The following is a 12,807-nucleotide window of genomic DNA, read 5'->3' on the forward strand; positions in this document are numbered from 1 at the left end:
CCGGACGGCGCCATGTTCTGCGGAGGTTGCGGAAGCTCGACCACCGCGACCCCGATGACCCGCAAGCGGGCAGACCCCAGGCCCAGCGACACCACCATCATCCAGCCGCTCGCACCGCGGTCCACGGTGATCTCCGTGCCCCTCTGGCCGGCCGGCAGCATCCAGGCCGGTGCGGTGCCCGTACCTGCCGGCACCGACCCCGTCGAGCCCGGCGACCACGCCGCCGGTGCCCACGCCGCCGCCGCCGAGCCGCCGGCGACCGCGGAGGCGCCCCGGTACACCCTCCAGTTCAGCACCGGTGAGACCGTCTCGGTGCGGGGAACCGGCCTGATCGGCCGCCGCCCGTTGCCGCAGCCGGCCGAACGGTTCGACCACCTCATCCAGATCACCGACCTGGGCATGTCGGTCTCCAAGAGCCACCTCGAATTCGGCCAGCACGACGGCGAGTTCTGGGTGAACGACCGCTACTCCGGCAACGGCACCGTCGTGCGTCGCGCACCGGCTCCGGCACTGCGGTGCGAGCCCGGCCGGCGTTACCTGGTGGCCCGCGGGTCACGGGTGGAGATCGGCGACCAGTTCTTCATGGTGCTGTAGCTCCCGCCGGTCCTCCCCACGCCCGCCGCGGCCCGGTTCTGCACCGATAGGGCGGCCCGGTGGCGTGAGCCGGCGAGCCCGACTGGACTGAAGCCCATGACGACCACCGCCGGCCAGACCACGCCGCAGTCCCTTCCGCCGATCCAGCTGCCGCAGAAGCCGATCCCACCCGCCCGGCCCGGATTCCCGGTGATCGCCTGCGCGGCACCGCTGCTTGCCGCGGGGCTGATCTGGTGGCTCACCGGCTCCGCGCTGGTACTGGTCTTCGCGGTGCTCAGCCCGGTGATCGCCGTCGCCGGGCTCCTCGACGGGCGCCGAAGCAGTTCGCGGCAACGCCGCCGGGATACCGCCGCATACGCCGCGGCCATGACCGAGGCCGCCGAACGGGTCGACCACCGGCTGGCCAGGCTGCACCGCGACGCCTGGTCGTCGGCCCCGACCGCGCACCGCATCCTGACAGTGCCCGACGACCCGGGCCGTTGGGCGGACCCGACCACGGTGACCGTCGTGCTCGGCTCCGGCCCCGCCCCCAGCGGGCTGCGGCTGGACGGCGGCGGGGATTCTGCCGAGCACCGCGCAGTGCACGAGCTCGCCGCCGTGCTCCCGCTGGCCCCCATCGGAGTCGACCCCGCGGGCGGCATCGGCATTGTGGGTCCAGGTGTGATCGGGCGCTCGCTCGCCCGTAGCCTGGTGGTGCAGCTCGTCGGTCAGCTCAGCCCGCGCGCGCTGAGAGTCCGGGTACCGCCGGGGCCGGCGTGGGCCTGGGCCGCTGACCTGCCGCACCACAAGACTCGGGCAGCCCGGTGTCTCACCGTCGAGGACGCCGGACCCGCTGGGCCGCCGGCAGTACGGCCCATCCCGTCAGCGGCCGGGGAGATGCGCATCATACTGGCCGACAGCGTGACCGGCCTGCCACCGGGTTGCGGCACCGTCATCCGCGCGCAGGGGGTGACCGAGGCTGACGTCGTGCGGTTGGCGGGTCAGCCCTGCGAGCTCCGGTTCGCCCCGACTCTGGTGGCGGAGCGCCAGGTGAGCGACCTGGGCGAAATCCTCACCCGGGAGGCGGAAGCGGCTGGACTCGGCGGCGGCGACGCACTGCCGGAAGTGGTCGCTTTCGCCCCGCTGTGCGCCGCTCGCTCCGGACCCACCGAGGACTCGGCCCAGGGTTCCACCGCGGCAGGCAGCCTGGCCTGCGTGCTCGGCCTGGCCGAGCCGGGCGCACTCCACGTCGACCTGGTTGCCGACGGCCCACACGCACTCGTGGGCGGCACAACGGGCAGCGGCAAGAGCGAACTGCTGGTGACCTGGGTGGCTGCGCTGGCCACGCGGTATCCACCGAGTCAGGTCACCTTCCTGCTGGTCGACTTCAAGGGCGGGGCGGCATTCGACGCGGTGCGGGAACTGCCGCACTGCGTGGGCCTGATCACCGATCTCGACGAGCGGGAGGCGGCTCGTGCCCTCGCCAGTCTCGGCGCCGAACTGCGGCACCGGGAACGGGTGCTGCGGGAGTCGGGCGGCCGGGACATCACCGACCCGCAGAGCGCCGGCCGGCTCGCGCGCTTGGTGATCGTCGTCGACGAGTTCGCCACCATGCTGGAGGCCTTGCCCGCGCTGCACGCCCTGTTCGTGGACATCGCCGCCCGCGGGCGCTCGCTGGGGGTGCACCTGGTGCTCTGCACCCAGCGGCCGGCGGGGGTGGTGCGCGATTCCCTGCTGGCGAACTGCAGCCTGCGGATCTCGTTGCGGGTGAACAACCGCGCCGACAGCCAAGCGGTGATCGGTTCCGACGCCGCAGCCCTGATACCCGGCGACCTCCCCGGGCGGTGCCTGGTGCGGCGCGGTTCTGCTGCCGCGGTCGCCAGCCAGGTGGCGACAACGACCGCCGCCGACATCCGGGAGATCCTGTTGATCCGTCCCGCACCCACTCCCGCGCCCCGGCGGCCCTGGCTCGACCCGCTTCCGCCGCGGGTCACCGCCGAGATGCTGACGGCCGTCGCCGGTGTCGACGCCGTAGACCCCGGCGACTCGGAGTTCCTGCTCGGGCTCCTCGACCAACCCGACCAACAGCGTTACCGGGTGGCCAGATACGATCCGCAGAGCGCGGGCAACCTGTTGGTGGTCGGTGGTGCCCGCACGGGTAAGTCGACGCTCCTGGCCGCGCTCGCCGCCCAGGCGCCGCGCCGCGTGCGGGTGGTCCCAGCCGACGTGGAGGCCAGCTGGGACGCCCTGGTGCAGGCCAGGGCCGAACTCGACGGTATGGCCGCCCCGCCGACGGGACACGCCCGTCGGCACGATGCAGGTCAGGACCGCCGGTTGTTGCTCCTGGACGACATCGACGCGGTGCTCGCGCGCTGGGGCGATGAACACCGGGCGGCAGCGATCGACCTGCTCACCGGGATCCTCCGGGACAACGGTGCGGCCGGCCAGAAGCTGGTGCTGACGGCCCAGCGTCTCACCGGGTCGTTGCAGGCCCTGCCCGCCCTCTGCCAGAGTCGGCTGGTGCTCGGGCTGCCGACGGTGCACGAGCACCAGGCGGCGGGCGAGCCGGCGGCGAGCTACGACAGCACGCTGCCGCCGGGCGGAGGCCGGTGGCGAGGCGGGCGCATCCAGCTGCTGCATGCCGAGCCGACCGGTGCCGCCCCGCCTCCGCGGCCGGCGCTGTCAGCGCTCGCAGACCAGGCCGCTCCGATGCTGCTGGTGGTCGCCGGCTCTGCCGCCCGCTCGGCCGCGGCGTTCCGGGCTGCCGAGACGAATGCCTACCCCCAGGTTCTCGAGCTCGGCGCCCATACCGGTGCCGGAGCGTCGGGCGCGCGCGTGGAGGCATCCGCGGTGGCGGCGGGCACGGTGCTGGTGGCGGACGCCGACACCTGGCAGGCGAACTGGTCGTTGCTGACCGCGCTGCGCAGCGTGGCACCGCTGGTGTTCGACGGCGCCACCCTCGCGGATTACCGGCTGATCACCCGCCGCCGCGACCTGCCGCCGCCCATTGCGCCCGGGCGGTCCCACGGCTGGCTGGTCACTCCGGACGGCGTCGTTCGGCGCACCGGCGTGCCCTGACGAATCGGGGCTGCCGGGTCATCCGGCGAGCACCTCGGCGAGCGGCCGGAACGGCAGCGCGTTGGCGGTGGCGACGGGCGCGTTGGTGAGGGCGCCGCCGAAGGTGTTCAACCCGAGGGCCAGGGCGGCGTCGCCGCGGAGCGCATCCGCCCAGCCCCGACCAGCGATCGCGCGCACATACGGCAGGGTGGCGTTGGTCAGCGCGTAGGTCGAGGTGGCCGGCACCGCACCGGGCATATTCGCGACGCAGTAGAACAGCGATCCGTGCACGGCGAAAGTGGGAGCGGAGTGGGTGGTGGCATGGGTATCGGCGAAACAGCCGCCCTGGTCGACCGCGATGTCCACCAGCACACTTCCCGGCTTCATCCGGGAGACCAGCTCGTTGCTCACCAGCTTGGGCGCCTTCGCACCCGGGATAAGCACCGACCCGATCACGAGGTCTGACTGCACGAGCGCGGTGTCGATCTCGAACGCGTTCGAGGCGATGGTTTTAACTCGGCCGTAGTACTGCGCGTCCAGTTCCCGCAGGCGGAACAGGTTGGTGTCGAGCACCGTCACCTCGGCGCCCAGGCCCATCGCCACCTGCATCGCTGCCGTTCCCGCCACGCCGCCGCCGAGGATCGTCACCCGGGCGGGGTGGGTGCCCGGCACCCCTGGCACCAGCAAGCCTGGCCCGCCATTGGGCTTGAGCATGGCGTTCGCCCCCACGATCGGGGCCAGCCGGCCGGCAACCTCGCTCATCGGCGCCAGCAGGGGCAGCGCGCGGCTGGGCAGTTGCACCGTCTCGTAGGCGATGCCGGTGACCCCGGCCGCCAGCAGAGCCCGGGTGAGTTCGGCCTCCGCGGCCAGGTGCAGATACGTGAACAGCACCAAGTCGGAGCGAAAATAGCCGTACTCGCTCGCCACCGGTTCCTTCACCTTGAGTAGCAGTTCAGCCGCCGCCCAGGTGGATGCCGCATCCGGCATCATCGTGGCGCCGGCGGCCCGATACCGTTCGTCGCTGATCGACGACCCCAGTCCGGCGCCGGATTGCACCAGCACCTCGTGCCCGTGCAAGACCAGGTCGTGCACGCCGGACGGCGTGATCGCCACCCTGAACTCGTTGTCCTTGACCTCTGACGGCACTGCGACCCGCATGGTGCTCCTTTGCCCGAGCGGGTGCGTCTCATCGTTGACACGGACCCGTGCGCACAGCCTACTGCGACGGCGGAGCGACCGATCTGTGCGCTTTCGAGTGTGTTACCCCGACCGCACGGACGGTATCAGCCGAAATGCCCTGGAATGTTAACGTTTATCGCATTTTGTGGCGTGTTCAGCTCCGTCTGTGTCAGTATCGGTCCACTCGTCACGCAGCGGGCCGGGCCCATCCCGACGCTCAGGCCGCTGAAGAATGCAAGGAGACTGACATGACGCCGAGGCCCATGCCCGCAGACCCGATGATTCAGCAGCTGATCCGGCAGGCCAGGCAGTCCCAGATGGGCCGGCGCACTCTCCTCACCGGCGCGGGCGTGGGCGCAGCCGCGCTGGCCCTCGCCGCCTGCTCCACCGGCACCGCGGCGAAGCCGACCGCGGCGGCGGACAAGTCCGACAGCGAGAAGACCTTGCGCTGGGACAACTGGGCGCTCTACATCGACGTGGACGACGCCGGCAACTACCCCACCCTCGAGGCGTTCACCGCTGAGACCGGCATCAAGGTGGAGTACACCGAGGCCGTCGACGATAACAACACCTACTACGGCAAGGTCAAGGACCAGCTCGCCCTCGGCAAGGACATCGGCGCCGACACCGTCTGCCTGACCGACTGGATGGTCGGCCGGCTCGCCCGGTTCGGCTATCTGCAGGAACTCGACCACGCCAACATTCCCAACCTGGCCAACCTGCTGCCCACCCTGAAAGATGTGGACTTCGACCCCGGACGCGCTCTGTCGGTGCCGTGGCAGGGCGGCTTCGCCGGCATCTGTTGGAACAAGGAGAAATTCCCCGACGGCATCGGATCGGTGGAGGAGCTGTGGAGCACCCCTGAGCTCAAGGGCCGGGTCGGTGTGCTCTCCGAGATGCGCGACACCATGGGCCTGATCATGCTCGATGCGGGCGTCGACATCTCCGGCGACTGGGGCGACGACGAGTTCACCGCTGCTATCGACGTGCTGAAAAAGCAGGTCAGCGACGGCCAGGTGCGCAACATCAAGGGCAACTCCTACAAGGAAGACCTCGTCAACGGCGACAGCCTCGCCGCCATCGTCTGGTCGGGCGACATCGTGCAGCTCAATGCCGAGAACGGCGACAAGTGGGGATTCGTGGTGCCGGAGAAGGGCGGCACCATCTGGAACGACAACTTCGTCGTGCCGATCGGCTCCGCGCACAAGGCCAACGCCGAAGCGCTGATCGACTACTACTACGACCCGGCCGTGGCCGCCGAGGTCGCCGCCTACGTGAACTACATCACCCCGGTCGCCGGCGCGAAGGAAGCGGCCATGGAGATCGATCCGGAGCTCGCCGAGAACCAGCTGATCTTCCCCGACGACGCCACCCTCGCCAAGGCAAAGGTGTTCCGCACCCTCACCGGGGCAGAGGAGCAGACCTACGGCGCGCAATTCCAGAGCATCCTGCTGGGAGCCTGAGCCGTGGCGACGGGAGCATTCGCCGATCGCGGCGCCGACCTCGAACTCGTCGGCATCCAGAAACGGTTCCCCGGTTTCACCGCCATCGAACACCTCGACCTGGTCATTCCGGCCGGTTCGTTCTTCGCCCTGCTCGGCCCGTCCGGCTGCGGCAAGACCACGACGCTTCGCCTGGTGGCAGGCCTGGAGGACCCCACCGACGGGCGCATCCTGATCGGCGGCCAGGATGTCACCACCCAGAAGGCCTACCAACGACCGGTCAACACCGTCTTCCAGAGCTACGCCCTCTTTCCGCATATGACGGTGCTCGAGAACGTGGCCTTCGGGCTGCGCCGCCGCAAGATCACGGATGCCGTGGCGAAGGCGCACGAGGCGCTGCGGCTGGTCGAACTCGACCACCTGGCCGCCCGCAAACCCGTGCAGCTCTCCGGCGGACAGCAGCAACGGGTGGCTCTGGCCCGCGCGATCGTCAACCGGCCCGCCCTGCTGCTGCTCGACGAGCCGCTGGGCGCGCTCGACCTCAAGCTCCGCCGGCAGATGCAGCTCGAGCTCAAGAACATCCAGGAAGAGGTCGGCCTCACCTTCCTGCACGTCACCCACGACCAGGAAGAGGCCATGACCATGGCCGACACCGTCGCCGTGATGAACAAGGGCATGATCGAACAGATGGGCAGCCCCGAGCTGCTCTACGAACTGCCGCGCACAGCATTCGTGGCCAACTTCCTCGGCCAGTCCAACTTGTTCACCGGCCCGGTGGTGGGGGAGACCAGCACCTCGATCGCCGTCGACGTCGCCGGGCGCAGCATCGTGGTGCCCAAGGCCCGCTCGCACCGGCACGGCGGCGACGTCACCATCGGCGTGCGGCCCGAGAAGCTCAGCCTGCACCGTGACCTGCCCGCACCCGACTCCGCCTCAAACGTGCTCGGCCCTGGCCGGGTCACCGACGTCTCCTTCACCGGGGTCAGCACCCAGTACCTCGTGGCCGTTCCTGGCCTGGGCACCCTGGTGGTGTTCGAACAGAACCGGTCCGCCGGCCCGATCGAAGGCGAGGGCGACGAGGTCTGGGTGACCTGGAACGTGGAGCACGGCTTCGGCTTGGACGACGATCCGGCCGCGCAGACGGAAAAGTTCGTCGCCGACACCACCACGCAGAGCCTGGCGGCGCAGCGGCGCGCCGACCTGCTCACGGAGCTCGAGGAGGCCTGACCCATGGCCTTCGCCGCCTTCGCCAGCACCGCAGCCCCGCCAACGGATGCGCCGCCGCGCCGCCGCAGCCCGGTGGCTCTGCTCCTGCTGCTGCCCGGCATCCTGTATCTGGTGTTGTTCTTCCTGGCCCCGCTGGTGTCGCTTGTGCTCACCTCGCTGCAGGCGCCGAGCGAGTTCGGTGACATCGGTCAGTACAGCTACGCCTTCCGCTGGGAAAACTACGTGGTCGTGATCGAGCAGTACTGGCCGCACATCCTGCGCTCGTTCGGCTACGCCCTCACCGCCACGGTGCTCGCGCTGCTGTTCAGCTACCCGCTGGCCTACTTCATCGGCGTCACCACCCGCAGATGGCCGCTGCTGCAGAGCCTGATGCTGGTGCTCGTGATCGCACCGTTCTTCATCAGCTTCCTGCTGCGCACGCTGGCCTGGAAGCAGATCCTCTCCGACGAATCGTTCCTGGTCACCTCGCTCAAGGCTGTGTCGCTGCTGGCTCCGGATGCGCACCTCACCGGCACGGCGTTCTCGGTGATCTTCGGCCTCACCTACAATTTCATCCCTTTCATGACCCTGCCGCTGTACACGACGTTGGAGCGGCTGGACCTTCGCTACCTCGAGGCCGGCAACGACCTCTACGCCAGCCCGGTCCAGGTCTTCCGCAAAGTCACCATCCCGCTGTCGATGCCGGGCATCGTGGCCGGCACCCTGCTCACCTTCATCCCAGCGGCCGGTGACTACATCAATGCCAGCCGGGACTTCCTCGGCGGGGCGGACACCCAGATGATCGGCAACGTGATCGAGGCCAACTTCCTGGTGCTGCTCAACTACCCGGCGGCGGCGGCGCTATCGATCATCCTGATGACGGTGATCCTCGTGATCGTGGGCGTCTACGTGAAACGGTCCGGAACGGAGGAGCTGCTGTGACCCGTCTCTCCCTGGGCAAGTGGCTGCTGCCGGTGTATTCGGCGCTCGCGTTGCTCTTCCTGATGATCCCGATCGCCTACACCTTCGTGTTCTCGTTCAACGACTCGCTCAAGTCGAACATCACTTGGCGGGGCTTCACGCTCGATAAGTGGCTCAACGTCTGCGCGGTGCAGAACGGCGCGGTCTGCGAGGCGTTCGGCAACAGCCTGCTGATCGGCGCCGTCTCCACGGTGCTCGCCACGACGCTGGGCACCATGATCGCGATCGCGCTGGTGCGCTACCGGTTCAAATTCCGGGCCGGCACGAGCCTGCTGTTGTTCCTGCCGATGGCTACCCCGGAAGTGGTGCTCGGTGCGGGACTCGCGGCGCAGTTCCTCTCTCTCGGGGTGCCCAAGGACATGCTCACGATCATCCTGGCGCACACCATGTTCTGCATCAGCTTCGTGGTGGTCACGGTGAAGGCCCGGGTCGCCGGCCTCGACCCGGCGCTCGAGGAGGCCGGCCGGGACCTGTACGGCTCGCCGGCCCAGGTGTTCGCGCGGATCACCTTCCCGCTGCTGTTGCCGGGCATCCTGGCGGCCGCGCTGCTGTCGTTCGCGCTCAGCTTCGACGACTTCATCATCACCAACTTCAACTCCGGCGCGGTGACGACGTTCCCCAAGTACATCTACATCTCGGCGTCACGTGGCATCCCGGCCGAGGCCAACGTGATCGCCTCAGCGGTGTTCATTCTGGCCCTGGTGATCGTGGTGACCGCGCAGGTCTCCGCTGCCGCCCGGGCCAAACGCCAGGCCCGCCTCGGTTAGTGCCGGTTGTCGTCGGTGGCCGGGGATGCGGCATCCGCCGGCCCCCCGTCGTCGTCACCGTCGGTGGCCGGCCTGGTGAACGGCACCATGCCGAGAACCTCGGAGGACGTGCGTACCGGACCGACCGTGCGTTTGCGCAACGGGTCGCGGCGCAGGTCGACATAGAGGGACACGCACAGGCCGATGATGATCAGCACGAACGGGGTCGCCGCCAGGATCGTAAAGGTCTGCAGCGCCCCCAAGCCGCCCACGAACAGGAGCACTGCGGCGACAGCGCCGGTGAGCACTGCCCAGAAGATCACCAGCGGCTTCCACGGTTCCTTGCGGCCGCGACTCGAGAGCGTGCCGAGCACGAGGGCGCCGGCATCCGCGCCGCTGACGAAGAACACTGCCGTGAGCACCATCACCACCAGGGCAGAGCCGATGAAGAACGGGTACTGCTGCAAAGCGGCGAAGAACCCGGCGGCCTCGCTGCCGGTTCCGGCGATGTCGATGCCGCCCAGCTGTAGGTGCAGGCCGGCGCCGCCGAAAACGACGAACCAGAGGATGCTGACCGCTGTCGGCACCAGGAGCACGCCGAGGACGAATTCGCGGATCGTGCGGCCGCGGGAGATCCTGGCGATGAAGGTGCCGACGAACGGGGTCCAGGAGATCCACCACGCCCAGTAGAAGATCGTCCAGCTGGCCAGCCAGTCGCTGCCGCCGAACACGGCGGAGTGGAAACTCATCGGGACGAGATCGGCCAGGTACGCGCCGACGGCCGACGGCAGCAGGTTCAGGATGAACACTGTCGGGCCGACCACGAAGACGAACACCACGAGCACGGCGGACAACACCATGTTCGTGTTGCTGAGCCACTTGATCCCCTTGGCGAGCCCGCTCGCGGCGGAGAAGACCACGCCGACCGTGAGCACGCAGATGATGATGATGGGCAGGGCGGTGCCCGGGTCGTCGGCGAACTCACCGGTGGTCAGCAGTGAGAAGCCGGCCGCGATCTGCAGCGCACCCAGCCCGAGTGACGTCGCAGAGCCGAACTTGGTGCAGATGATCGCCAGGATGTCGATCGGCTTGCCCCAGCCCTTGTTGACGATGCGGTCCCTGCCGAAGATGGCCTGGAACGGGGAGCTCATCAGGTTGCCGCGTCCCATCCGGTAGGTCGAGTAGGCCAGCGCGAGGCCGACCACCGCGTAGATCGCCCACGGATGCAGACCCCAGTGGAAGAAGGTGTATGCCATCGCCGCGTTGGCTGCCTCCGGGCTGTTCGGCTCAGCATCGACGAACGGCGGGGGAGAGGCCAGGTGGGTGACGGGTTCGAAGACGCCGTAGAACATCAAGCCGATGCCCATGCCTGCGCTGAACATCATCGATACCCAGGACAGCGTCGAGAACTCGGTCTTCTGCCCTTCGCGCGAGAGCGGGATGCTGCCGTACCGGCCGAACGCCAGCACCAGCGCAAAGACCACGAAGCCAGTTGCCCCCAGGATGAACAGCCAGCCCAGGTTGCTGGTGACCCAGCCCAGGGCTGCTGACGCCCCTGCGCCCACGGCTTCGGTGAAGAACACACCGCACAGGCAGACCACGAGGATGATACCGGCGGAGACGCCGAAGACCGTTTTGTCTACGGTGGCCCAGCCGGTGCGGGCGGGTTCGTCGACCGCGTCCCCGAGCGCGGATTCTATGTCGTCGTCGGATAAGCCTCTGGACATGGTGCTCCTTGCCGACCGAACCGGCTCCGATCACCTCTCGTTGTGCACAATCAGTGATGACGTGACGAAAGTGCTGGCCCGCGGTCTGCATCAACGGTACGTGGATTCAGAGGACATTACTATAGTGGCCGCTATGGCTGAACTCGATGAATCCGGAACCGCTGGGCCCTCTTTGTATACCGGTCGAGGCGATTTCGGTCGCACCACCTTCGGCCGGCACGGCGACGTGGCCAAGACCGATGTGCGTGTCGCCGCCTACGAGGATTGTGACGAGGCGAACGCGCAGGTGAGTGTGGTGATGGCCGTCGGCAACCTGCCGATCGGGATCACGTCCACCCTGGCGAGCGTGCAGAACGACCTGTTCGACCTGGTCGCAGACCTGGCCGTGCCGCTGGACGCTGCCGAGCCCGCGACCGCGCGCATCCAAGAATCCCACCTGACCCGCCTGGAGCGGGCGGTCGACCATTTCGAGCCGGATGCCGCCGACCTCAGCGGCTTCGTGCTCCCCGGCGGCACCGTTGCCGCCTCGCTGCTCTATCAGGCGCGTGCCGTGGTGCGGCGAGCCGAGCGGTCGGTCTGGGTCGCCGTCGAGGCGCATCCTGCCGCGGTCAATCCGTTGTGCGCACGCTACCTGAACCGGCTCTCGACGCTGCTGTTCGTGCTCGCCCGGGGAGCGAATGCAGAGCACGGCGACGTGCAGTGGGTGCCGGAGGCGTCGGCGCTGGCCATGGCGCAGGAAGACGGCGCAGCCGCGCAGGACCCCGCCACCCCCGCCTAATCAGCTCCAGGCACGCGAGAGCGGCGGAGTGGCTGCCTCAGCGCGCTGAGGCGACCACACGACCGCTCTCGTGAACGGTCTAGACGTAGCTGACGCGGATCTGGCCGATGGGCTGACCGCCGCCGAAGACCGCGAGCTTCAGCTCGGGCACGATCGCGTCGATGTCGGCCCGGCGTACCGCGCCGGCATCCGCCAGCAGGCTGAGCGCCACGATGGTCGCGGCGCGCAGATTGCCGTCGAGGATCTTCAGCGCCACCGTTGTGCCGTTCTCTGCCGAGGCGACCATGATGCCCTCGGCGCCGCCCTTAACGAACAGGCCGAGCCGCTCGATCGCGATCGAGTCAGGCAGGCCGGGGCCGGCGATGACCCAACCGTTTTCCCGAACCGCCTCGGCCAGGAACCCGGCCTCACGGTAGATGGCGAACGGCGAGCTCGACTTCGAGGTGGCGATGCGGGCGATGCCGCGGGCCAGCGCGGTCAACGACAGCGCGTGCACCGGGGCACCGCAGCCGTCGACACCGCTGGCGGCGGGACGTTCGCCGGTGAAGCGCTCAACGACGTCGAGAATGCGCTTCTGAAGCGGATGCTCCGGGTCGAGATATCCCGCGGTCGGCCAGTGGTTCTGCACGCAGGCCACGAGCATCGCCGCGTGCTTGCCCGAGCAGTCGGAGTAGATCGGGGCGGGCCCGGCGCCCTGCCGCACCAGGGAATCCCGGGTGCCGGAGTCGCCCGGCCAGGTCGGGGTGCAGCCGAGGTCGGTCTCGGACAGACCGGCCCGGGCGAGCAGCCCGCGCACCAGGTCGGTGTGCTTCTGGGTGCCGGAGTGGCTGGAGGTCGCGATCGCGGCATCCTCACCGCGCAGCACCACACCACTGGCCATCACGGCGATGGCCTGGAACGGTTTCATCGACGAGCGTGGGAACACCGGGGCGTTGACGTCGCCCAGCGCGCGGAGTACCGCCCCGTCGCTGCCGAGCACCACCGCGGCGCCGGCGTGCCGGGATTCGATGAAGCCAGAGCGTTCGACCACGGCCAGTTCGACGGCGTCGATCACCTCGATGGTGCCGGCAGTGGCGGGGGAGGCCGCACCGAACGCGGCCGGTGTTGTTGTCGTCACG

The 12,807-nt window shown here is 69.1% G+C and carries 10 protein-coding genes; 7 read left to right on the plus strand and 3 right to left on the minus strand.

The genetic code is table 11. The features are described from left to right. Nucleotides 1-54: 54 nt before the first annotated feature. A complete protein-coding gene (locus tag CTB96_RS05895) occupies nt 55-594 on the plus strand; it encodes an FHA domain-containing protein (RefSeq protein ID WP_248283240.1) in 540 nt (179 codons plus the stop codon). Between the two features lie 96 nt (nt 595-690). Further along, nucleotides 691-3,651, plus strand: coding sequence for an FtsK/SpoIIIE domain-containing protein (locus CTB96_RS05900; RefSeq protein ID WP_110126003.1), 2,961 nt, complete (start codon nt 691-693; stop codon nt 3,649-3,651). Nucleotides 3,652-3,669: 18 nt separating this feature from the next. Here the strand turns inward: CTB96_RS05900 and ald are convergent, their stop codons facing one another. After that, on the minus strand, nt 3,670-4,788 hold the full coding sequence (ald, locus tag CTB96_RS05905; RefSeq protein WP_110126004.1) for an alanine dehydrogenase: 1,119 nt from the start codon (nt 4,786-4,788) through the stop codon (nt 3,670-3,672). Nucleotides 4,789-5,057: 269 nt separating this feature from the next. Between ald and CTB96_RS05910 the strand changes: the two genes are divergently transcribed. The 4 genes from CTB96_RS05910 to CTB96_RS05925 are packed head-to-tail and all read left to right on the plus strand — an operon-like array spanning nt 5,058 to nt 9,205. Next, on the plus strand, nt 5,058-6,272 hold the full coding sequence (locus CTB96_RS05910; protein ID WP_110126005.1) for an ABC transporter substrate-binding protein: 1,215 nt from the start codon (nt 5,058-5,060) through the stop codon (nt 6,270-6,272). Nucleotides 6,273-6,275: 3 nt separating this feature from the next. Next, nucleotides 6,276-7,478 (plus strand): ABC transporter ATP-binding protein, encoded by a 1,203-nt coding sequence (locus tag CTB96_RS05915; protein WP_110126006.1) that lies wholly within the window; start codon nt 6,276-6,278, stop codon nt 7,476-7,478. Nucleotides 7,479-7,481: 3 nt separating this feature from the next. After that, complete coding sequence (locus tag CTB96_RS05920; RefSeq protein WP_110126007.1) at nt 7,482-8,399, plus strand: ABC transporter permease; 918 nt, start codon at nt 7,482-7,484, stop codon at nt 8,397-8,399. Further along, nucleotides 8,396-9,205, plus strand: a complete 810-nt coding sequence (locus tag CTB96_RS05925) for an ABC transporter permease (RefSeq protein ID WP_248283241.1) — start codon at nt 8,396-8,398, stop codon at nt 9,203-9,205. The genes CTB96_RS05920 and CTB96_RS05925 overlap by 4 nt, the downstream gene beginning before the upstream one ends. On the opposite strand, the gene CTB96_RS05930 is transcribed toward CTB96_RS05925, so the two are convergent. Then, nucleotides 9,202-10,911 carry a BCCT family transporter gene (locus CTB96_RS05930; protein ID WP_110126008.1) on the minus strand — a complete coding sequence of 570 codons (1,710 nt, stop codon included), beginning with the start codon at nt 10,909-10,911 and terminating at the stop codon, nt 9,202-9,204. The genes CTB96_RS05925 and CTB96_RS05930 overlap by 4 nt on opposite strands. A gap of 133 nt (nt 10,912-11,044) precedes the next feature. On the opposite strand from CTB96_RS05930, the gene CTB96_RS05935 reads away from it, so the two are divergent. Then, nucleotides 11,045-11,689 (plus strand): cob(I)yrinic acid a,c-diamide adenosyltransferase, encoded by a 645-nt coding sequence (locus CTB96_RS05935; RefSeq protein WP_110126009.1) that lies wholly within the window; start codon nt 11,045-11,047, stop codon nt 11,687-11,689. A gap of 79 nt (nt 11,690-11,768) precedes the next feature. Here the strand turns inward: CTB96_RS05935 and CTB96_RS05940 are convergent, their stop codons facing one another. Continuing rightward, nucleotides 11,769-12,806 carry an asparaginase gene (locus CTB96_RS05940; protein WP_110126010.1) on the minus strand — a complete coding sequence of 346 codons (1,038 nt, stop codon included), beginning with the start codon at nt 12,804-12,806 and terminating at the stop codon, nt 11,769-11,771. Nucleotide 12,807: the final 1 nt, after the last annotated feature.

This window comes from Cryobacterium arcticum (assembly GCF_003185895.1).
GTDB classification, from domain to species: Bacteria; Actinomycetota; Actinomycetes; order Actinomycetales; family Microbacteriaceae; genus Cryobacterium; species Cryobacterium arcticum.

Coding starts and splice junctions, on each gene's coding strand:
- CTB96_RS05895 (WP_248283240.1), top strand. CDS start 55: ATGACCCGCAAGCGGGCAGACCCCAGGCCCAGCGACACCACCATCATC.
- CTB96_RS05900 (WP_110126003.1), top strand. CDS start 691: ATGACGACCACCGCCGGCCAGACCACGCCGCAGTCCCTTCCGCCGATC.
- ald (WP_110126004.1), bottom strand. CDS start 4,788: ATGCGGGTCGCAGTGCCGTCAGAGGTCAAGGACAACGAGTTCAGGGTG.
- CTB96_RS05910 (WP_110126005.1), top strand. CDS start 5,058: ATGACGCCGAGGCCCATGCCCGCAGACCCGATGATTCAGCAGCTGATC.
- CTB96_RS05920 (WP_110126007.1), top strand. CDS start 7,482: ATGGCCTTCGCCGCCTTCGCCAGCACCGCAGCCCCGCCAACGGATGCG.
- CTB96_RS05930 (WP_110126008.1), bottom strand. CDS start 10,911: ATGTCCAGAGGCTTATCCGACGACGACATAGAATCCGCGCTCGGGGAC.
- CTB96_RS05935 (WP_110126009.1), top strand. CDS start 11,045: ATGGCTGAACTCGATGAATCCGGAACCGCTGGGCCCTCTTTGTATACC.